20 protein-coding genes are annotated in these 19,948 nt (G+C 77.8%); 14 read left to right on the plus strand and 6 right to left on the minus strand.

Features of this window, described 5'->3' with window-relative positions:
* The first annotated feature begins 15 nt into the window (after positions 1–15).
* The 7 genes from WJX68_RS17295 (at position 16) to WJX68_RS17325 (ending at position 8,764) form a co-directional block, all read left to right on the plus strand.
* A complete protein-coding gene (locus tag WJX68_RS17295) occupies positions 16–2,337 on the plus strand; it encodes an FUSC family protein (protein WP_340292139.1) in 2,322 nt (773 codons plus the stop codon).
* Positions 2,338–2,347: 10 nt separating this feature from the next.
* Positions 2,348–3,088, plus strand: a complete 741-nt coding sequence (locus WJX68_RS17300) for an enoyl-CoA hydratase (RefSeq protein WP_340292141.1) — start codon at positions 2,348–2,350, stop codon at positions 3,086–3,088.
* A 209-nt stretch (positions 3,089–3,297) separates the two neighbouring features.
* A complete protein-coding gene (locus WJX68_RS17305) occupies positions 3,298–3,957 on the plus strand; it encodes a L,D-transpeptidase (RefSeq protein WP_340292143.1) in 660 nt (219 codons plus the stop codon).
* A gap of 73 nt (positions 3,958–4,030) precedes the next feature.
* Complete coding sequence (locus WJX68_RS17310; RefSeq protein WP_422785721.1) at positions 4,031–4,372, plus strand: BlaI/MecI/CopY family transcriptional regulator; 342 nt, start codon at positions 4,031–4,033, stop codon at positions 4,370–4,372.
* A gap of 68 nt (positions 4,373–4,440) precedes the next feature.
* Positions 4,441–5,346, plus strand: a complete 906-nt coding sequence (locus WJX68_RS17315) for a M56 family metallopeptidase (protein WP_340292147.1) — start codon at positions 4,441–4,443, stop codon at positions 5,344–5,346.
* 72 nt (positions 5,347–5,418) lie between these two features.
* Positions 5,419–6,813, plus strand: coding sequence for an ATP-binding protein (locus WJX68_RS17320; protein WP_340292149.1), 1,395 nt, complete (start codon positions 5,419–5,421; stop codon positions 6,811–6,813).
* A complete protein-coding gene (locus tag WJX68_RS17325) occupies positions 6,806–8,764 on the plus strand; it encodes a vWA domain-containing protein (protein ID WP_340292151.1) in 1,959 nt (652 codons plus the stop codon). The genes WJX68_RS17320 and WJX68_RS17325 overlap by 8 nt, the downstream gene beginning before the upstream one ends.
* 122 nt (positions 8,765–8,886) lie before the next feature.
* On the opposite strand, the gene WJX68_RS17330 is transcribed toward WJX68_RS17325, so the two are convergent.
* Together WJX68_RS17330 and WJX68_RS17335 are read right to left on the minus strand one after the other, a co-directional pair.
* Positions 8,887–9,678: a transporter substrate-binding domain-containing protein gene (locus tag WJX68_RS17330; protein WP_340292154.1), complete on the minus strand. Its 792-nt coding sequence runs from the start codon at positions 9,676–9,678 to the stop codon at positions 8,887–8,889.
* Between the two features lie 33 nt (positions 9,679–9,711).
* Complete coding sequence (locus tag WJX68_RS17335; RefSeq protein ID WP_340292156.1) at positions 9,712–10,566, minus strand: LysR substrate-binding domain-containing protein; 855 nt, start codon at positions 10,564–10,566, stop codon at positions 9,712–9,714.
* Between the two features lie 78 nt (positions 10,567–10,644).
* Between WJX68_RS17335 and WJX68_RS17340 the strand changes: the two genes are divergently transcribed.
* Together WJX68_RS17340 and WJX68_RS17345 are read left to right on the plus strand one after the other, a co-directional pair.
* On the plus strand, positions 10,645–11,637 hold the full coding sequence (locus WJX68_RS17340) for a bile acid:sodium symporter family protein (protein ID WP_340292158.1): 993 nt from the start codon (positions 10,645–10,647) through the stop codon (positions 11,635–11,637).
* On the plus strand, positions 11,634–11,810 hold the full coding sequence (locus tag WJX68_RS17345; protein WP_340292160.1) for a hypothetical protein: 177 nt from the start codon (positions 11,634–11,636) through the stop codon (positions 11,808–11,810). The genes WJX68_RS17340 and WJX68_RS17345 overlap by 4 nt, the downstream gene beginning before the upstream one ends.
* A gap of 16 nt (positions 11,811–11,826) precedes the next feature.
* Here the strand turns inward: WJX68_RS17345 and WJX68_RS17350 are convergent, their stop codons facing one another.
* A complete protein-coding gene (locus tag WJX68_RS17350; protein WP_340292162.1) occupies positions 11,827–12,642 on the minus strand; it encodes an LLM class flavin-dependent oxidoreductase in 816 nt (271 codons plus the stop codon).
* The gene (locus WJX68_RS17355) at positions 12,639–13,304 is read right to left on the minus strand and encodes a DUF4386 domain-containing protein (protein WP_340292164.1); all 666 of its coding nucleotides are present in this window, start codon (positions 13,302–13,304) and stop codon (positions 12,639–12,641) included. The genes WJX68_RS17350 and WJX68_RS17355 overlap by 4 nt, the downstream gene beginning before the upstream one ends.
* A gap of 74 nt (positions 13,305–13,378) precedes the next feature.
* On the opposite strand from WJX68_RS17355, the gene WJX68_RS17360 reads away from it, so the two are divergent.
* Complete coding sequence (locus WJX68_RS17360; protein ID WP_340292166.1) at positions 13,379–13,840, plus strand: MarR family winged helix-turn-helix transcriptional regulator; 462 nt, start codon at positions 13,379–13,381, stop codon at positions 13,838–13,840.
* Here the strand turns inward: WJX68_RS17360 and WJX68_RS17365 are convergent.
* Together WJX68_RS17365 and WJX68_RS17370 are read right to left on the minus strand one after the other, a co-directional pair.
* A complete protein-coding gene (locus tag WJX68_RS17365; protein WP_340292168.1) occupies positions 13,825–14,952 on the minus strand; it encodes an N-acetylglucosamine-6-phosphate deacetylase in 1,128 nt (375 codons plus the stop codon). The two genes, WJX68_RS17360 and WJX68_RS17365, sit on opposite strands and share 16 nt — an antisense overlap.
* Positions 14,949–15,965, minus strand: coding sequence for an SIS domain-containing protein (locus WJX68_RS17370; RefSeq protein WP_340292170.1), 1,017 nt, complete (start codon positions 15,963–15,965; stop codon positions 14,949–14,951). The genes WJX68_RS17365 and WJX68_RS17370 overlap by 4 nt, the downstream gene beginning before the upstream one ends.
* A 106-nt stretch (positions 15,966–16,071) precedes the next feature.
* Here WJX68_RS17370 and WJX68_RS17375 point away from each other — a divergent pair, with 106 nt between their 5' ends.
* From WJX68_RS17375 to WJX68_RS17390, 4 genes are read left to right on the plus strand one after another with little or no spacing between them, the layout of a single operon-like run.
* On the plus strand, positions 16,072–16,794 hold the full coding sequence (locus WJX68_RS17375; RefSeq protein WP_340292172.1) for a GntR family transcriptional regulator: 723 nt from the start codon (positions 16,072–16,074) through the stop codon (positions 16,792–16,794).
* On the plus strand, positions 16,791–17,801 hold the full coding sequence (locus WJX68_RS17380; protein WP_340292174.1) for a BadF/BadG/BcrA/BcrD ATPase family protein: 1,011 nt from the start codon (positions 16,791–16,793) through the stop codon (positions 17,799–17,801). The genes WJX68_RS17375 and WJX68_RS17380 overlap by 4 nt, the downstream gene beginning before the upstream one ends.
* Positions 17,798–18,754, plus strand: a complete 957-nt coding sequence (locus WJX68_RS17385) for an N-acetylmuramic acid 6-phosphate etherase (protein WP_340292176.1) — start codon at positions 17,798–17,800, stop codon at positions 18,752–18,754. The genes WJX68_RS17380 and WJX68_RS17385 overlap by 4 nt, the downstream gene beginning before the upstream one ends.
* Positions 18,751–19,920 (plus strand): anhydro-N-acetylmuramic acid kinase, encoded by a 1,170-nt coding sequence (locus tag WJX68_RS17390; RefSeq protein WP_340292178.1) that lies wholly within the window; start codon positions 18,751–18,753, stop codon positions 19,918–19,920. The genes WJX68_RS17385 and WJX68_RS17390 overlap by 4 nt, the downstream gene beginning before the upstream one ends.
* The last annotated feature ends 28 nt before the right edge of the window (positions 19,921–19,948 follow it).

A 19,948-nucleotide genomic window follows, 5' to 3' on the forward strand; every position in this document is an offset into this window, starting at 1 on the left:
TGCCAGACTCGCACCGTGACCGACACGCCGGTGCGGGCGGGCCCGCCGCTCGCGGTCCGCTGGGCCGAGCTGCGCACCTGGGCGGCCGCGGTGGACCCCGGGCACACCCGGCTGCACCTGGCGTCGGTGGCGACGGCGTCGATGGTGCTCGCGGCGCTGGTCGCGAGCGGGATGCGGGCGCTGACCGGGCAGCCGGTCACGATCGTGCTGTTCGCCGTCGTCCTGGCGATGATCAGCAACCTGGCGGTCAACGAGTCCGTACTGGGCCGCCGGCGGGTCACCACCGCGCTGATGGTGCTGCCCGCCGGGGCCTCGGCCACGGTCTCCGCGCTGCTGTCGGGCGACCGGGTCGCCGCCGACGTCGTGTTCGTGCTGGTCATGATGGTCGCCGTCGCGGTGCGGCGGTACGGCCCGCGCGGCATGGCGCTGGGCATGGCGGCGTTCATGCCGTTCTTCTTCGTGCAGTTCCTGCACGCCGGGCCCGGTGAGCTGCCCTACCTGCTGGCCGGCGTGGTGATCGGGATCGGGTCCACCTTCCTGCTGCGCTGCGTGGTGTTCACCCGCCGCACCGAGGCCGTGCTCGACGCGCTGTTCCGGGCGTTCGAGGCGCGGCTGCACGCGCTGCTCGTCGAGGCCGTCGAGGTGCTCGTCCCCGGCGGCGACCGGGCCGATCCCGACCTGGACCCGCTGCTGCGCGCCCAGGCCCGGCTGAACGAGACCGCGCTGCTGGTCGGCGACCGGCTCGACGAGGCGGGCGACCCGCCCGGCTCCGCCGGGATCCGGCAGTGGATCGTGGACTCCGAGCTGGCCGCGGAGCGGGTCGCGATGTCGCTGCGCCGCTCGGTGGAGCACCACGACCCGCTGGCCGGGGCCGACCGGGAGGCGCTGGCCGACGGGCTGCGGGCGCTCGCCGCGGCGACCGCCGTCGGCACCCCGGGCCCGATCGCCGCCCGGCTCTACACCGCCGCCCGCGCCGCCGTCGCGGAGCGGGTGGAGCGGCCGCCGGGGACCGGGCCCGCCGCCCGCGAGCAGCGGATCGCGTTCGCGGTGGTGCGGCTGGCCGACGCGATGGAGACGACGGTCGAGCAGGCCCGCCGGCGGATCGCGGTGCACCGCGCCGGTGACGACCGCACCGCCGGGGGAGCGGAGGAGCCACCGCCCACCGCGTCGGGGGACGGGCCGCCGGACGCGGACGCACCGGCCGGCGGGGACCGCTTCGACGGGCTCGCGCTGCACACCCGCCAGGCCGTGCAGGTCGGCGTCGCGACGAGCCTGGCGATCGTGGTGGGGGAGCTGATCTCCCCGGCCCGCTGGTACTGGGCGGTGATCGCGGCGTTCGTCGTGTTCGCGGGCACCGCGAGCCGCGGCGACGTGCTGAGCCGCGGCTGGGCCCGCGCGGTCGGCACCGCGGGCGGCGTCGTCGCGGGGATGCTGCTGGCGCTGGTCGTGGCCGGTGACGTGGTCGCCAGCCTGGTGCTGCTGTTCGCGTGCGTGTTCCTGGCCCTGTACCTGGTGCGCATCTCCCAGGCGATGATGGCGTTCTGGATCACCGCGGTGCTGGCGCTGCTCTACGGCGTGATCGGCCAGTTCAGCGTGGCCACGATGGTGCTGCGGGTCGAGGAGACCGTCGTCGGGGGCGCGCTGGGGATGCTCGCGGCCTACCTGGTGCTGCCCACCCGCTCGCGCACGGCCTTCGCCGAGGCCCTCGACGCGGCGCTCACGGCGGTCGACGTCTCGTTGCGCACCTCGGTCGACGCCGCACTCGGGCGGTCCGGCGCGCCGCTGGAGAAGGCCCGCGCGGTCGACGCCGCCGTCGCGACCGTCCGCCAGCGCGCGGTGCCGCTGGAGCACCCGGTCGCCCGCCGCCCGCTGCGCCGCGGGGTGCACCACACGGTGCGGGTGGTCGGTGCGATCGACCACTACACCCGGCTGCTCGCCGCCCAGGCCGCGACGGCGCACGTGCCCGGGTGGGCCTCGACCCTGGACCCCGCCACCGACCGGGTGCGGGCCAACGTCGACGGCCTGCGCCGCATCCTCGACGACGGCTGGGGCCCGGTCGCCCGGCGCGAGCACGGCCCCGGCGCCGCGCCCGCCGACTACGGCGTCGAGTCCGCGGAGGACCTGCTCGACGCCGCGGAGGCCGACGCGGCGTCGCGGACGGTGCCCGGGGACGGGGACCGCACCCGGCGCCTGGCCGCGGCCCGGCTGCTGCGCCGGGTCGACCAGCTCGCCGTCGGGCTGGCGCGCGAGCTGTGCGGCGGCCGCTGGGACGGGCCGCCGCCCGCGGGGCGCGGCGCCGGTCACGCGGACGGGTCGGGGGCCGCCGCCGCGGGTTAGGGTCCGCGCCGTGATCACCGTGAGCACCCACGACGACGTCGGGCTGATCGAGCTGAACCGCCCGGAGCGGCGCAACGCCCTGGACATCGCGACCTGCCGGCAGCTGGTCGAGGCCGCGGAGCGGGTCCGCGCGGACGGGGCGCGCGCGGTCGTCGTCGCCGGGAACGGGCCGGCGTTCTGCTCGGGCGCGGACTTCGGCGAGGTGTACACCGCGGAGTTCCTCGACGCCCTCTACACCGCGCTGCACGCCGTCGCCGACCTGCCGATGCCGACCGTCGCCGCGGTGACCGGGCCCGCCATCGGCGGCGGGCTGCAGCTCGCGCTGGCCTGCGACCTGCGCGTCGCCGCGCCGGAAGCCGTGTTCGCCCTGCCCACCGCCCGGCTCGGGCTGGCCGTGGACCCCTGGACCATCGAGCGCCTGGTGCAGATCGCCGGCGGCGGCACCGCCCGCAGCCTGCTGCTGGCCTGCGCCGGGGTCGACGCGACGACCGCGCACGCCCGCGGTCTCGCCGACACCCTCGGCGACCGCGACGCCGCGCTCGCCCTCGCCGCCGACATCGCCACGATGGCCCCGCTGACGCTGGCCTACAACAAGCGCGCCGTCGACGCGTTCGGCCGGGGCGGGCACACCGACCCCGAGGTGCTCGCCGCACTCACCGCCGGGTTCGAGGGCTGCTGGGCGGCCGAGGACATCGCGGAGGGCCGCGCCGCCCGCCAGGAGAAGCGCACCCCCGCATTCCGCGGGCGCTGACGGGCCCCGCCGACGGGTCGCTGACGGCCGCGGACCGTCCGGCGCGCCCCGCGCACCGCCGGACGCCGCAGCGGACTCACCCGTTCAGCCCAAGATCACTTCTCGCTACTCTCCGGGCACGGACGGTGACACGCCGCGTGTGCCGGTCGACGCCCCGGGCGGGCCGGACCACGGAGCCCGCCGGGGCCGGAGCAGGAGGTCGCGGACGCATGGCGGGACGGGCACGGGGCCGGTGGACGGCGATCCTGGCGGCGGTGACCGCCTGCGCGGCGCTGGCCGGTGCGGGCGTGGCCGCGGCCGACCCCGCCGACCCGGCGCCCGCGACGGCGTCGTCCCCGGCGCGGCCCGAGCCGGGGACCGACGCCACCGCCGAGCCCCCGGCCGCCGAGCCCACCCCGGAGCCGGGCGGGGACGCCGCCGCGGAGCCCACCGCGGACCCCTCCGCCGAGCCGTCCACCGAGCCGTCCGGCGAGCCCGCCGCCACCGTCGCACCGGCCCCCGCCACCGGGGACCTCGTCGCGGGCACCCCGTGCACCAGCTCCGCCCGGGCCTGCGTCGACCTGGCCACCCGGCGGGCCTGGCTGTTCGAGGACGGGAAGTTCGCAGCCGGCCCGGTCCCGATGCGCCCCGGACCCCCGGAGGCCCCCACGCCGACCGGGACCTTCGCGGTGCAGTGGAAGGCCGAGCAGTGGACCAGCCGCGAGCGGCTCACCCAGATGCCGTGGTCGGTGTTCTTCGCCGACGGCGGGGTGGCCTTCCATCAGGGCGACCTGGACGAGCCGTCGGCCGGCTGCGTCAAGCTGGGCGAGGCCGACGCGCAGCGCTGGTTCGACTACCTCCAGGTCGGCGACCAGGTGCAGGTGCACTGACCGCGACCGGCCTGTGACCGACGTCCCCCGGGGCTTCTACGCCGGGTAGAACGGCTCGCGTACGATGACGGACGTGACGAGTCTGGGGGAGCTGGAGCGGGCGGTCATGAACGTCCTGTGGGAGACCGACCGGGACATGACCGCGCGTGAGGTGCAGGACCAGCTCGCCGACCGCGACCTGGCGACGACGACCGTGCTCACCGTCCTCGGGCGGCTGGAGCGCAAGCAGTTGGTGCACCGCATCCGCGACGGGCGCGCCCACCACTACCGTCCCGTGGCCAGCCGCGAGGACCACGTGGCCGAGCTGATGACCGACGCGCTCGACGACGCGTCCGACCGCGGTGCCGCACTCGCGCGGTTCCTCGGGTCCATGTCGGAGGAGGAGCGGTCGCGGCTGCGTGACCTGCTCGGCTGAGCCGTCGCCCTGTCCGTGTGCGGGGGTGATGCGGCGCCGCGGCGCCGTCTCCGCGACGATGTGACGCGATGCAGCTGACCGCGCTCGGCCTCGGACTGCTCGGCGTGGTGCTCGCCGAGCCGGTCAGCCGTGCGCTCGCCCGCGCCCGCTGGCCCGGACGCGACCCGGTCGGCGCGCTGCTGCTGTGGCAGGCCGTCGGCCTCGGCGGGGGCGTCTCGCTGTTCGGCGCCGGCCTGGCCTACGGGCTGTCCCCGATGGGCGGGAGCCTGCCGGTGGCGGCCGCCGCGTTCGGCACGGCGCTGTCGGCGGGGCGCTGGCCGCCGCAGATGGACCCGCTGCACGTCGGGGCGCTGCTGATCGCGCTCGGGGTGCTGCTGCGGCTGCTGTCGGTGCTGGCGATCACCATGGTGCGGACCCTGCGGGCCCGCCGTCGCCACCGCGACCTGCTCGACGTGCTCGCCACCCCGTGGCCCTACGCCTCGGGTACCCGCGTGCTCGACCACCCGGTGCCGGTCGCGTACTGCCTGCCCGGGCGCAGCTCGCGCCTGGTCGTCTCGGCCGGGGTGCTCGACGCCCTCGACATCCCCGGTGTCGTCGCGGTGCTCGCCCACGAGCGCGCCCACCTGCGGGAACGCCACGACCTGGTGGTGCTGCCGTTCGTGGCGTGGGGTGCGACGGCGCCGTTCGTGCGCGGGATGGTGCACGCCCAGCTCGCGGTGGCGCGGCTGATCGAGATGCGGGCCGACGACGTCGCCCGCCGGCTGTGCGAGCCCGTCGAGCTGGCCACCGCGCTCAAGGCGGTCGGGGGGTCGGCGCCGGCGGCGGCGCTGTCGTCGTTCACCGACGCGCTGGAGGCCCGCATCGACCGGATCACCGACCCGCCGCCGCCGCTGCCGCGCCCGGTGCACTGGCTGATCCGGCTGGTCGCGGTCGCGCTCGTCGTCGTGCCGGTGTGGCTGCTCGTCGCACCCTGACCCCGCGACCGGGCGCGCCCGGACCGCGTCGACCGCGCGCTGCCCGCCCGGACCGGGCGTAGCGTGGAAATCGTGCCCGTCACACCAGACCTCCCCCGTACCGTCGGCGCGCTGCGCGCGTCCGGTCACACCGCACGACCGGTGAAGCACGAGATCCGCGACAACCTGCTGACCGCCCTGCGCGAGGGGCGCGATCCCTGGCCGGGGATCGTCGGCTTCGAGGACACCGTCGTCCCGCAGCTGGAACGCGCCCTGATCGCCGGCCACGACCTCGTCCTGCTCGGTGAGCGGGGCCAGGGCAAGACCCGCCTGCTGCGCGCACTGGCCGGCCTGCTCGACGAGTGGACCCCGGTCGTCGAGGGCTCCGAGATCGGTGAGCACCCCTTCGAGCCGATCGCCCCCGCGACGATCCGCCGCGCCGCCGAGCTCGGCGACGACCTGCCCGTCGCCTGGGTGCACCGCTCGCAGCGCTACACCGAGAAGCTCGCCACCCCCGACACCTCGGTCGCCGACCTGATCGGCGACGTCGACCCGGTCAAGGTCGCCGAGGGCCGCTCACTGGGCGACCCCGAGACCATCCACTTCGGCCTCGTCCCGCGGGCGCACCGCGGGATCGTGGCGATCAACGAGCTGCCCGACCTCGCCGAGCGCATCCAGGTCGCGCTGCTCAACGTGATGGAGGAGCGCGACATCCAGGTCCGCGGCTACACGCTGCGGCTGCCGCTGGACGTGCTGCTGGTCGCGAGCGCCAACCCGGAGGACTACACCAACCGCGGGCGGATCATCACCCCGCTCAAGGACCGCTTCGGCGCCGAGATCCGCACCCACTACCCGCTGGAGCTGGCCCCCGAGGTCGCCCTCGTCGCGCAGGAGGCCGACCTCGTCGCCGAGGTGCCGCGGCACCTGCTGGAGGTCGTCGCCCGGTTCACCCGGCACCTGCGCGACTCCTCCGCGGTCGACCAGGGCTCCGGCGTCTCGGCCCGGTTCGCCGTCGCCGCCGCCGAGACCGTCGCCGCCGCGGCGCTGCGCCGTGCCGCGCTGACCGGCGAGGAGACCCCCTACGCCCGGCCCGTCGACCTGGAGTCGGTCCCCTCCGTGCTCCGCGGCAAGATCGAGTTCGCGTCGGGGGAGGAGGGCCGCGAGGACGAGGTGCTCGAGCACCTGCTGCGACGCGCGACCGCCGACACCGCCCGCTTCGCGCTGCGCGGCGTCGACCTCGACGAGCTGGCCGTGGAGGTCTCCACCCGCCCGGTCCGGACCGGCGAGCGCATCCCGGCGCGCGACGTCGTCGCGGCGCTGCCGCAGGTCGGCGCCCTCACCGAGATCGCGGCCCGGCTCGGGGCCGAGGGCACCGAGGACCCCGGCCCGATGGCCTCGGCCGCGGAGCTGGCGCTGGAGTACCTGTTCCTGACCCGCAAGCTGGCCAAGGACGAGAGCGACGACGGGGACACGGTGTCCTATGGCTGATCCCCGGCGCCGGCGCCGCCGGTACGCCTACGGCCCCTACGCCGGCGGGCCCGACCCGCTGGCGCCGCCGTACGACATCCGGGCGGCGATGGACCAGATCGGCCGCGACGTCATGGAGGGCTCCTCGCCGCGCCAGGCGCTGCAGGAGCTGCTGCGCCGCGGCCTCGACGGGCGTCGCGGGCTCGACGACCTCACCCGCCGGGTGTGGGAGCGGCGTCGGGACCTGCAGCGCGACAACCGCATCGACGGGACGCTGCAGGAGGTCCGCGAGCTGCTGGCGCGGGCGCTGGACGCCGAGCGGGAGGCGCTGGGCAACGAGGACTCCGACGACGCGCGGTTCCGCGAGATGCAGCTCGACGCCCTGCCGCCCGACACCGGCGGAGCGGTGCGGGAGCTGAACTCCTACGACTGGCGGTCCTCCGACGCCCGCGAGGCGTACCAGGAGATCCGCGACCTGCTCGGCCGGGAGATGCTCGACCAGCGCTTCGAGGGCATGAAGCAGGCGATGCAGAACGCCACCCCCGCCGACGTCGAGCGGATCAACGCCATGCTCGACGACCTCAACGACCTGCTCGACCGCCACGCCCGCGGCGAGGACACCACCGAGCAGTTCGCCGAGTTCATGGGCAAGCACGGCGAGCACTTCCCGGAGAACCCGCAGAACACCGAGGAGCTGGTCGACGCGCTCGCCGCCCGGTCCGCCGCGGCGGCGCGGATGATGAACTCGATGTCGGCCGAGCAGCGCGCCGAGCTGGCCGAGCTGGCCCAGCAGGCGTTCGGCGACCCGCGGCTGGCGCAGTCGCTGGCCCGGCTCGACGCCCGGCTGCAGGGCCTGCGCCCGGGCGAGGACTGGTCGGGGGAGGGGAACTTCCGCGGCGAGAACCCGATGGGCATGGGCGAGGCGACCCGCGCGATGGAGGAGCTCGGGCAGCTCGACGCCCTGGCCGAACAGCTCGCGCAGAGCTACCCCGGCGCGCGGATGGAGGACATCGACCTCGACGCGCTCACCGGGATGCTCGGCCCGGAGGCCGCCGCCGACGCCCGGACCCTGGCCGAGCTGGAACGCGAGCTCCAGCGCCAGGACCTGTTCCGCCGCGCACCCGACGGGTCGCTGCTGCTCTCGCCCAAGGCGCTGCGGACGCTCGGGCAGTCGGTGCTGCGCGACGTCGCCGACCGGATCGCCGGACGCCAGGGGCAGCGCGACACCCGCCGCGCCGGGGCGGCGGGCGACGCGACCGGCGCGACCCGGCCGTGGGAGTTCGGCGACACCCAGGCCTGGTCGGTGCCGCGCACCCTGCTCAACGCGCAGCTGCGCCGGGCCGGGGGCGACGACCGGGCGCTGGACGTGTCCGACGTCGAGATCGTCGAGACCGAGCAGCGCACCCGGGCCGCGGTGACCCTGCTGGTCGACACGTCGTGGTCGATGGTCGCCGAGGGCCGCTGGGTGCCGATGAAGCGCACCGCGCTGGCGCTGCACCAGCTCGTCTCCACCCGGTTCCGCGGCGACGACCTGTCGCTGATCACCTTCGGGCGCCACGCCCGGACCGTGGACCTGGCCGAGCTGATCGGGCTGGAGGGCGTGTACATGCAGGGCACCAACCTGCACCACGCCCTGCTGCTGGCCCGCGAGCGCCTCGCCCGCCGGCCCGACGCGACGCCGGTGGTGCTGGTGGTGACCGACGGCGAGCCGACCGCGCACCTGGAGCGCGACGGCGAGGCGTTCTTCGACTACCCGCCGAGCCCGCACACGCTGCGGGCGACCGTCGACGGGCTGGACCGGCTGATCGGGATGGACGCGGCGTTCACGTTCTTCGTGCTCGGCGACGACCCCGGGCTGCTGTCGTTCGTGAACCGGCTCGCCCGCCGCGCCGGGGGGCGGGTGGTGCAGCCCGACCTCGACGGCCTCGGCGCCGAGGTGGTCTCGGACTACCTGCGCCGCCGCACCGGCTGACCGCGGCGCGACCCGACGCCTGCCGTGCGGCGGTGCGCCGCGGCCGGGCCCGGCCGCCACACCCGTTCACCGGTGGTCACACCGGTCGCACCGGGTGTGGCCGCCCGACAGGGGGTGTGGACTCAGCCGAGCCAGGGGCGGGCGAGGCGGTCCCAGGTGCCGTCGGCGCGCGCGGTGCGCAGCCAGTCGTTCACGCGCCCGGTGAACCCCGGGTCGCCGGCCGGGGTCAGGTAGGCCTTCTCCGAGTCGGTGAAGGGTGCGTCGGGGTGCACCGAGCAGAGCACACCCGGGTGCTGCGCGGCCTGCCAGCGGGTCTCGATCGCGTCGGTGACCATGACGTCGGCCCGGCCGGCGACGATCTCGTCGAAGATCGTGGTGTTCTCCGGGTGGTCGACGATCGTGGCGCGGGTGAAGGTCTGCCGGGCGAAGCGCTCGTTGGTCCCGCCCGGGTTGACCACGACCCGCACGCCGGGGCGGTCGATGTCCCCGACGGTGCCGTACCGGGCGACGTCGGGGCAGCGCACGATCGGTGTCTTCCCGTCCCGCAGGTAGGACTCGGTGAACGCGGCCCGCGCGGCGCGGTCGGGGGTGACCGACACCCCGCCGACGGCGATGTCGCAGCGGCCGGCGACGACGTCGTCGAGCAGGGTCGCCCACGTCGTGCGGACCAGCTCGGCCCGGGCACCGAGCTCGGCGGCCAGGTCGCGGGCCATGTCGACGTCGATGCCGGACCACGTCCCGTCCGCGGCGAGGTGGGTCAGCGGCCGGTAGTCACCGGTCGAGCAGACCCGCAGCACCTGCGTCGCGGCGATCCGCTCCAGCGCGGGCGAGCCGGACGGCGGCGCGGACGGTGCGGGGGCGGCGCCGCACCCGGCGGCCAGCACGGCGAGCAGCAGGACGGTCAGCAGGCGCACGGGCGGACCCTAGCCCGCCGGGTGGCGCAGCGGTCACGGCTCCGGACGGAGGTCGGCGGCGCGGATGCTGCGGGCCAGCGCCTCGGCCGGCTCGGTCCGGCGCCGCCCGTGCGCGAGCACGACCTCCACCGGGCCCAGCGCCGGCAGCCCGGCCCGCTCACCGACGGCCTCGAGGCCGTCCGGGACGAGGGTCGAGGCGTGCGCGAGCACCCCGAGCCCGGCGAGCGCGGCGGCGCGCAGCCCGGACAGGCTGCCGCTGGTGCAGGCCATCCGCCACGGCCGTCCCACCGCCTCCAGCGCCCCGACGGCGGCGGTGCGCGACAGGCTCGGCGGCGGGTAGGCCACGAGCGGGACGGGCGCGTCCGCGGCCGGGACCAGGCCCGGCGCCCCCACCCAGACGAAGTGGTCGCGGCGCAGGACGAGCCGGCCGTCGTCCGGGCCGGGCAGGCGCTTGGCGAACACCAGGTCCAGCGCGCCGGCGTCGAGGCGGCGCTCCAGCCCGCACGCCGGGCTGACGGTCAGCTCCAGGTCGACCTCGGGGTGGCGGCGGCGGAAGTCGGCGAGCACCGCGGGCAGCCGGGTGAGGACGAGGTCCTCCGAGACACCGACGCGGACCCGGCCGTGCACCCGGGCGGCGCGGAAGTGGGCCAGCGCCCGGTCCCCGGCGTCGAGGATCGTGGCGGCGAACTCGAGCATCGCCTCGCCGTCGGCGGTGAGCGCGACCGAGTGCGTGTCGCGGTCGAGCAGGGGCCGCCCGGCGACGCCCTCGAGGCGGCGCACGTGCTGGCTGACCGTGGACTGGCCGAGGGACAGGGCGGCCGCGGCACGGGTGAAGCTGCGGGCGCGCGCGACCGCGCAGAACGAGCGCAGCAGCACCGGGTCCAGCACGCGGTCATCATAGGACGCGCACACAGTGTCCGCGGTCAGTCGCTTTCCCGATGGGCCGGCGGCGGCGACGATGGGGTCGTGCGCGTACGTCCCGACCCGTTCCTCGTCCTGCTGCTCCTGACCGTCGGCGTCGCGTCGCTGGTCCCGGCCCGCGGCGCGGCCGTCGGGGTCGTCGACGGCGCGGTCACCGCCGCGATCGCGCTGCTGTTCTTCCTCTACGGCGCGCGGCTGTCGACCGGTGAGGCGCTGGGCGGGCTGCGGAACTGGCGGCTGCACTCCACCGTGCTCGCCGCGACGTTCGTGGTGTTCCCGCTGCTGGGGCTGACGGCGCTGCTGCTGCCCGAGCCGGTGCTGCCCCGCCCGCTCGCGGTCGGCGTGGTCTTCCTGTGCTGCCTGCCCTCGACCGTGCAGTCCTCGATCGCGTTCACCGGCATCGCCCGCGGCAACGTGCCGGCCGCCATCGTGGCGGCGTCGGTGTCGAATGTGCTGGGCGTGTTCCTCACCCCGGTCCTGGCCGCGCTGCTGCTGGCGACCGACGGGGGCGTCGACGCCTCGGGCTTCGGCGACATCGCGCTGCGGCTGCTGGTGCCGTTCCTGGCCGGGCAGGCGGCCCGGCCGCTGATCGGCGGGTTCGTCGCCCGTCACCGGACGCGGCTGGCGCTGGTGGACCGCGGGTCGATCCTGCTGGTCGTGTACGCCGCGTTCAGCGAGGGCGTGGTCGCCGGCATCTGGGGCCGGCTCACCCCGCTGTCGCTGCTGGTGCTGCTGGGGGTCTGCGTGCTGCTGCTCGCGGTGGTCCTCGCGGTGACCGCGCTCGGGGCGCGGGCTCTCGGGTTCGACGACGCCGACCGCATCGCGATCGTGTTCTGCGGGTCGAAGAAGTCGCTGGCCAGCGGCCTGCCGATCGCGGGCGTGCTGTTCGGCGGCCCGGCCGCCGCCCTGGTCGTCCTGCCGCTGATGCTGTTCCACCAGGTGCAGCTCATGGCCTGCGCGGCGATCGCGGCACGGTGGGGCCGGCGTCGCGCGCACCTCGACGCCGGGGCGCCCGACGGGGCACCATCGCGGGCGTGACGACCGCCTGCCGGCTCTGTGGCACCCCCGGTCCGGACGACGCCGGGACGGCGGCCGTCGCGGGCTGGGCCACCGACCGCGACGAGCGGGGCCGCGAGAGCCGGCTGTGCCCGGCGTGCGCGCGCCGCCACGTCCGCGACATCGAGTCCAAGCTCGACGTCGAGTGGTGGTGACCCGCGCCGCCGCGCCTCAGGTGCCGGCCAGCGCGGCGACGACCGGGGCGAGCGCGGGCGCGTACCGCTCGCCGACCGCGACGTAGCTCAGCCCCCACTCGTCGCGGCGCCGGCGCAGCTCGTCGGCCATCCCGGTGACCGAGCCGCGCAGCCGCGCCGGGCACCCCGGCTCGCGCAGCAGGCGCTCGCCGTCCGGGCCGGCCCAGCGCGCGGTGAGGGGCGGGAGGTCGTCGCCGACGGCGAAGAGGTTCGTCGCGATCTCCACGTCGTGCCCGCGCAGCGCCGCGGCCATCGCCCCGACCCGGTCGCGCGAGGCGGTGGGACGCGCGGCGAGCACGACCGTGTCGGCGTCGGCGGCGGCCGCGGCGAGCGCCCGCGGCCCGGACGCGGCGACGAGCACCGGGGTCCGCGCCGCGCCCGCCGCCGCCTCGCCGGCCCGCAGCGCCGCGACGGTGGCCCGCACGGCGTCGAGCCGCTGCGGGCCGGTGCCCCAGGCGACGCCGAGCCGCTCGGCGTCGGCGCGGGCGTCCGGACGTCCGGTGCCCAGGCCCAGCTCGAACCGTCCGCCGGTGAGCGCGGCCATCGACCGCGCCTCCCAGGCGAGGAGACCGGGTGCCCGCAGCGGCGCGGCCAGCACGAACGGGCACACGCCCAGCCCCGGGACCGCGGCCGCCGCGGCGGCGAGCGCCGGCAGCGGGGCGTGTGTCGACAGCGTGTCGGGGGTGAGCAGGGTGGCGAAGCCGAGCTCGGCCACCCGGCGGGCCCGGCGCACCCAGTCCTCGCCGGTGCCGTACGCCGCGGCGACCACCCCGAAGCGGAACGGCCGGGTCACGACGGGACCCCGCGGGGTGCCGGGCGCAGCGTGGCGGCGAGGGCGAGCAGCACGAGCAGCCCGCCGAAGCGCCCCACCGGCAGCAGCGGGTAGAGCACCGGCGTGGCCAGCGCGAACACGCTCAGCAGCGCGCACCCCCCGACGACGACGCCGGCCCAGCCGACCCACCGCGGGGCGAGCCCGCCGAGCAGGACGGGGACGGACAGGCCGAGCAGCAGCAGCCCCAGCGGCGCGACGAACCCCGGCCCGCCCGCGCCGAACCACAGCGTCGCCAGCAGGCGGGCCAGGACCGGGTCGCCCAGCGGGGCGACGGCGGCGCCCGCCCACCCGGCGAGCGCCGAGACCGACAGCGACCCGGCGGCCAGTACGGCGCCGGCGAACCCCATCACCGGTCCCGGTACGGCGAGCCCGGCGCCCTCGATGCGGCGCAGCGCGGTGGCCGCGTAGACGACAAGCGGGATCCCCGATCCGAGCAGCAGCGCCGCGCCCAGGGCGATGGCCCCGGGGCGGGCCAGTGCGTCGGCGAGGACGGCGGTGGGGGCGGAGTCCGGGCGGGGCCCGGCCGCGCCGGTCAGCGCGGCGCCCGCGGTGAGCAGGGTGAACGCGGCCGCCGGGACGAGCAACGGCGGGCCGCCGCGCACGGTGTGCGTCGTGGAGGTCATCGGTGACTCCTGTAATCGTTACAAGTGCGAACGATTATCTGTGTACACCGTTTGTCAAGTGATACGGTTCCGCCGTGGCGACGATCCCGCGGGCCGGTTCCGCGTTCCTGCTGGCCCAGCTCGGTGCCCACGCCGCGGCCCGGTTCGCCGAGCGGGTGGCCGAGCTCGACCTCACCCCGCCGCAGACCGGACTGCTCCGCGCGGTCGCGACCGGGCCCGGACGGTCCCAGCAGGAGCTGGCCGGGTACCTCGGGATGCCGCCGAGCCGGCTGGTCGCGCTGGTCGACGGGCTGGCCGCGCGTGGGCTGCTGGAGCGCCGGCGCAACCCCGACGACCGCAGGCTGCACGCGCTGCACCCGACCGCCGAGGGGGAGCGGATGCTCGGGCGCATCGGCGAGGTGGCCCGCGCGCACGACGACGAGCTGCTCGCCGGCCTCGACGCGACCGAGCGCGAGACCCTGCGGGAGCTGCTGGCCCGGGTCGCCGGGCAGCAGGGCCTGACGCCCGGCGTGCACCCGGGCTACCGCCGGGTCTGAACCCCCCGGCGCAGCACCCCGGTGACGGCCAGGTCGCCGTCGAGCAGCACCGCGTCGGCCCGCGCCCCGGGGCGCAGGTGCCCGGCGTCGTCGAGCCCGAGCAGCCCGGCGGGGGTGGTCGCGGTCCAGGCCACGGCCCGGCGCAGCGCCTGCGCGCGGTCGCCGGGGTGCGCCGCGACGATCCGGCGGAACAGTGCGTCGGCGGTCGCGGTGGACCCGGCGATGGTGCCGCCGGGCAGCCGTGCGACGCCGCCGTCGACGCGGACGTCCAGCGCGCCGAGCCGGTAGCCGCCGTCGGGCATGCCGGCGGCGGCCATCGCGTCGGTGACGGCGGCGACCCGGCCCGGCGCGGCGGCCGCGACGAGTTCCCACAGCGCCGGGTGCACGTGCACCCCGTCGGTGATCAGCTCGACGGTGGCCCGCGGGTCGGTGAGCAGCGCCGCGACGGGGCCCGGCTCGCGGTGGTGCAGCGGGTCCATCGCGTTGAACAGGTGGGTGCCGACCCGGGCGCCGGCGTCCAGCGCGCGGCGGGTCAGGTCGAGGCCCGCCGTGGTGTGTCCGACCGCGGCCAGCGCGCCGGACGCGGCGACCCGGGCGACCGCGTCGAGACCGCCGGGCAGCTCGGGGGCGAGGGTGACCATCGCGACGGCGCCGGAGCCGAGCAGCGCCTCCAGCTCACGCGGCTCGGGGTCGCGCAGCAGCGCGGGGTCGTGCGCGCCGCACCGGGCGTGCGCGAGCCACGGCCCCTCCAGGTGCACGCCGGCGAGCACCCCGTCGGCCACGAGCGGGGCGAGCCCGGCGACGGCGGCGGCCAGCGCGTCCGGGGCCAGGGTCACCAGCGACGCGAGCTGGGTGGTGGTGCCGTGCGCCGCGTGGAAGGACGCGGCCCGGGCGGACTCCTCGGGGTCGGCGCCGAACGCGGCGCCGCCGCCGCCGTGGCAGTGCAGGTCCACGAACCCCGGCACGACCACGGCCGCCTCGGCGTCCGGGGCCCGCGGCGGCCGCCCGGCGCCGGTGGCGACGACGCGCCCGCCGTCGAGCTCGGCCCAGCCGGGGCCGGGCATCGCGTCCGGGCCGGTGACCAGCTCCGCCGCCGCGACGAGCAGGCTCACAGGGTCTCCGTCACCTTGGCCAGGCCGCGGGGCGCGTCCGGGTCCCCGCCCCGGGCGACGGCGACGTCGTGGGCGAGCAGCTGCAGCGGCAGGATCTCCAGCAGCGGCGCGAGGGCCTCGTCGGGTACCGGGGGCAGCGGGACGGCCGCGCCGTCGCCGCCGATCCGGGCGACGTCGGCGTGCCGGGCGGCCAGCGACTCCAGCACGGGGACCATCGCGTCGCCGCCCGCGCCCGGTGAGGCCACCGCCAGCACCGGGACCAGCGGGTCGACCAGCGCCAGCGGTCCGTGGAGCAGGTCCGCCCCGGAGAACGCCTGCGCGGAGACGTAGGCGGTCTCCATGAGCTTCAGGGCGGCCTCGCGGGCGGTGGGGTAGGCGTAGCCGCGCCCGGTGGTGACCAGACGCTGGACGAACCGGAAGCGGGTGGCGAGCTCCGACACCGGGCCGGGTGCGGCCTCGAGCACCTCGGCGCCGAGGCCGGGCAGCGCGGCCGCGGCGTCGCCGGTCTCTCCGAGCACCCGGGCCAGCAGCAGGTGCAGTGCCAGCAGCTGGGCGGTGTAGGTCTTGGTGGCGGCGACCGCACGCTCCGGCCCGGCCAGCACGTCGACGTGGGCGTGCGCGGCCCGGGCGAGGGGGGAGGCCGCCGCGTTGGTGACGGCGACGGTCAGCGCGCCCTGCTCGCGGGCGGTCTGCACGCAGGCCAGCAGGTCCGGCGACCCGCCGGACTGGCTGACGGCGACCAGCAGCACGTCGCGCAGGTCCGGGCGGGCCCGGTAGGCGGTCAGCGTCGAGGGCGACACCAGCCCCGCCGGCAGGCCGAGCCGGATCTCCACGAGGTACTTGGCGTAGAGCGCCGCGTGGTCGCTGGTGCCGCGCGCGGCCAGCAGCACGAAGCGGGGCGAGTGCTCGCGCACCAGCGCGGCGGCCCGGTCCAGCCCGGACGCGCCGTCGCGCCCGGCGCCGTCGAGCAGACGGCTCCACGCAGCGGGCTGCTCGGCGATCTCGGCGGCCATCAGGGCACCCGGTACGGGCTCCGGCACGGTGTTCCTCCCGACGAAGGGGCTTGCGATCCGGCGCGCAAAACTGTACCACTGGTCCAGCTTTGAACCGGGAGGGTCGATGAAGTACCGGCGGTTGCACGACGAGCTGCGTGAGCGCGTCGACGCGATGGCGGCGGGGGAGCCCCTGCCGCCCGAGCGCGAGCTCGCCCGCGAGGTCGGCGTCTCGCGCACCACCCTGCGCCGGGCCGTGGACGAGCTCGTCGCGGCCGGGCGGTTGCGCCGCCGTCAGGGCGCGGGGGTGTTCGCCGTCGGCCCGCGGATCGGGCAGGCGCTCACCGCGACCTCGTTCTCCGCCGACATGCGGGCCCGGGGGATGGAGCCGGTCACCCGGATCGTGGAGTTCGAGACCGGCGTCGCGGGCCCGCGGCTGGGCCGCCGCCTGGAGCTCTCCCCGGACGCGCCGGTGGTCCGCGCGCTGCGGCTGCGCCTGGCCGACGGCGAGCCGATGGCCCTGGAGACCCTGCACGTGCCGGGCGACCTCGTACCCGGCCTGGACGAGGCCACGCTGGCCGGCGCGTCGTACTACGAGCTGCTCGCCGGGTACGGCCACGCCGTCGCGGGCGGGCGGCAGTCGATCGAGCCGACGGTCACCGACGCCGCGGAGTCCGCGCTGCTCGGGGTGCCGGTGCACAGCCCGGCCCTGCTGTTCGAGCGCACCACCCGCGACGACGGCGGCCGCGTGCTGGAGTTCGTCCGGGCCGTCTACCGCGGGGACCGCTACCGCATCGAGACCGAGATCGCGCCGGTGCCCGTGCCGGTCCCGGCCGGGGGAGCGCGATGACCCGCCTGCTGCTGCTCGACCTGGGCAAGACCGGCTGCCGGGCCGCACTGGCCGAGCCGGGCGGCGCCGTCGTCGCCCGGGCCGAGGGGCCCGGCTCGGGCGGGCTCGCCGACCGCGACGGCGTCGCGCGCGCCCTGGCCGCCGTCGACGCCGTGCTGGGCACGCTGGCCGCCCCGGGCCCGGCGGGGGAGCTGCGTCCGGTCGCCGTCGCCGCGGGGCTGGCGGGGCTGGCGACCGCGCCCGGGCGGGGCGCCGCGTTCGCCGCCGGGCTGTACGACCGCCTCGGCGCGGACCTGCGGGTGCTGCTGACCAGCGACATGACCACCTGGCACGCCGGAGCCCTGGGCGGCGCCCCGGGCGTCGTGCTGGCGGCCGGCACCGGGACCGTCGCGCTCGCCGTCGGCCCGGACGGCGCCACCGCCCGGGTCGACGGCTGGGGCCCGCTGCTCGGCGACGACGGCAGCGGCCACGCCCTGGGCCGCGCCGGGCTGGCCGCGGCGCTGCGCGCCCACGACGGCCGTCCCGGCGGGTCGCCCGGCCTGCTGGCCCGCGCCCGGGACCGCTACGGCGACCCGGACCGCCTGCCCGCGCGGGTGCACGGCGCGGACAACCCGGCCCGCGCGGTCGCCGCCTTCGCCCGCGACGTGCTCGCCGCGGCCGCCGACGGCCTGCCCGAGGCCGTGGCACTGGTCGCCCGTGCCGCCGACGACCTCGCCACCACCGCCGCGGCCGCCCGCGACCGGCTGGCACCCGCCACCACCGGCGACCGCACCGGCGACAGGACCGGCGACCCGGCCGGGGGCCCCGACCGGCCGGTGGCCTGCGGCGGCGGCCTGCTCGCCGCGGGTGCCGTCCTGACCGACCCGCTGGACGCGGCGCTCGCCGCCCGCCGGCTGACCCGCACCGCACCGCTCGGCGACGCCCTCGACGGCGCCCGCCTGCTCCTGGAGGACCCGACCGTGCCCCACCACGCCCTGCTCGTCCCGCTGCCGGCGGTGGCCCCGTGACCGCGCCCGGCCGCCCGGCCGAGGACCTGGGCGCCCTGGACACCGAGCGCTCCCGGCCCGACCTCGCCGACCTGGACCAGTGGTCCACCCGGCGGATCGTCGACCTCATCACCGCCGAGGACGCCGCCGTCGTCGCCGCGGTCCGGGCCGAGGCGCCGCGGATCGCCGCCGTCGCCGAACTCGCCGTGGAGCGGCTCGCGCGCGGCGGGCGCCTGGTCTACGGCGGCGCCGGCACCGCCGGGCGGCTCGCCGTGCTCGACGCGACCGAGCTGGCCCCGACCTACGGCGTCGGCGAGGACCGGGTCGTCGCGCTGCTCGCCGGCGGCCGCGGTGCGATGACCGAGGCGGTCGAGGGCGCCGAGGACGACACGGCCGCCGCCCGCGCCGACCTGGCCGCGCTGCGCCCCGGCCCGGACGACGTCGTCGTCGCGATCAGCGCCTCGGGCCGCACCCCCTGGGCCCGCGCGCTGCTGGAGGCGGCCCGGGCGGCCGGGGCGGCCACGGCCTGCGTCGTCAACAACCCCGGTGGCCCGGTCGCCGCGCTCGCCGACGTCGCGATCACCCTGCGCACCGGCCCGGAGATCGTCGCGGGCTCGACCCGGATGAAGGCCGGGACCAGCCAGAAGATGACCCTGACCGCGCTGTCGACGGCGGTGATGGTCCGGCTGGGCAAGGTGCACGGCAACCTCATGGTCGACGTCGCCGCCACCAACCTGAAGTTGCGGGTACGCGCGGAACGGATCGTCGGTGAGGCCACCGGTGCCACCCCGGACGCCGTGCGGGCCGCGCTCACCGACGCCGGCGGGCACGCCAAGACCGCGATCGTCGCGCTGCTCGCCGGGGTCGACGCCGCCGGCGCGAGCGCCCTGCTCACCGCCGCGGACGGCCGGGTGTCGGCCGCCGTCGCTGCCGGAGCCGCCGGAGCCGCCGGAGCCGCCGGAGCGGCACGGTGATCGTCGTCGGGCTCTCGTCGGGGACCTCGGTCGACGGCATCGACGTCGCCGCCGCCGAGCTGACCCTCGACGGACCCGAGGTCGTGCTGCGGACGCTGGGCCACACCGAGGTCGCGTTCGAGCCGGGCCTGCGCGCCGCCGTCCTCGACGCCCTGCCGCCCGCACCCACCACCCTGGAGGCGGTCGCGCGCATCGACACCGGTCTCGGCCGGGCCTTCGCCGACGCGGCCCGCACCGGGGTGGAGCTGGCCGGGGGCCGCGCCGACCTCGTCGCCTCGCACGGGCAGACCCTGTTCCACTGGGTCGAGGACGGCCGCGTGCACGGCACCCTGCAGCTCGGCCAGCCCGCCTGGATCGCCGAGGCCACCGGGCTGCCGGTCGTGTCGGACCTGCGTGCCCGCGACGTCGCCGCGGGCGGGCAGGGCGCGCCGCTGGCCTGCGTCCTGGACGTCCTGCTGCTGCGCGGGCGCACCGCCCCCGGGACCGCGGCGGCCGCGCTCAACCTCGGCGGGATCGCGAACGTGACCGTGGTGCCCGCCGACGGCGACCCGGTCGCCTTCGACACCGGCCCGGCCAACGCCCTGCTCGACGCGGCCGTCCGCGCCGCCACCGGCGGGCACGCCGACACGGGCGGCGTCCGGGCCGCCCGCGGCACGGTCGACGAGGCGGCGCTGGCGCGGCTGCTCGCCGAGCCGTACTACGCGGCGCCCGCGCCCAAGAGCACCGGCAAGGAGCTGTTCGACGCCCACCACGTCGCCCGCGTGCTGGGCGCCGGGCACCCGCTGCTCGGCCGCCTCGACGACCTGCTCGCCACCCTGGTCGAGCTCACCGCCGTCACCGTCGCCGACGCGCTGGCCCCCTACGCGCCGGGCGAGGTCCTCGTGTCCGGCGGCGGTGCCCGCAACCCGGCGCTGGTCGCGGCGCTGGGCCGCCGGCTCTCCGCCCCGCCGGTCGGGGTCGGGGCGGCCGGTCTCCCGCCGGACGGCAAGGAGGCCCTGCTGTTCGCGCTGCTCGGGCTGCTCACCTGGCACGGCGTGCCCGCCACCCTGCCGTCCTGCACCGGGGCCCGCCGGCCCACCCTCGCCGGGCGCATCACCCCCGGCGAAGGCCCGCTGCGCCTGCCCGACCCCGCACCGCCGCCCTCGCGGCTGCGCGTCGTCGCCTGACCCGACCCACCCACCCCCACCCCGGCCG

The sequence above is a fragment of the Pseudonocardia spirodelae genome (assembly GCF_037727765.1).
GTDB lineage: Bacteria > Actinomycetota > Actinomycetes > Mycobacteriales > Pseudonocardiaceae > Pseudonocardia > Pseudonocardia spirodelae.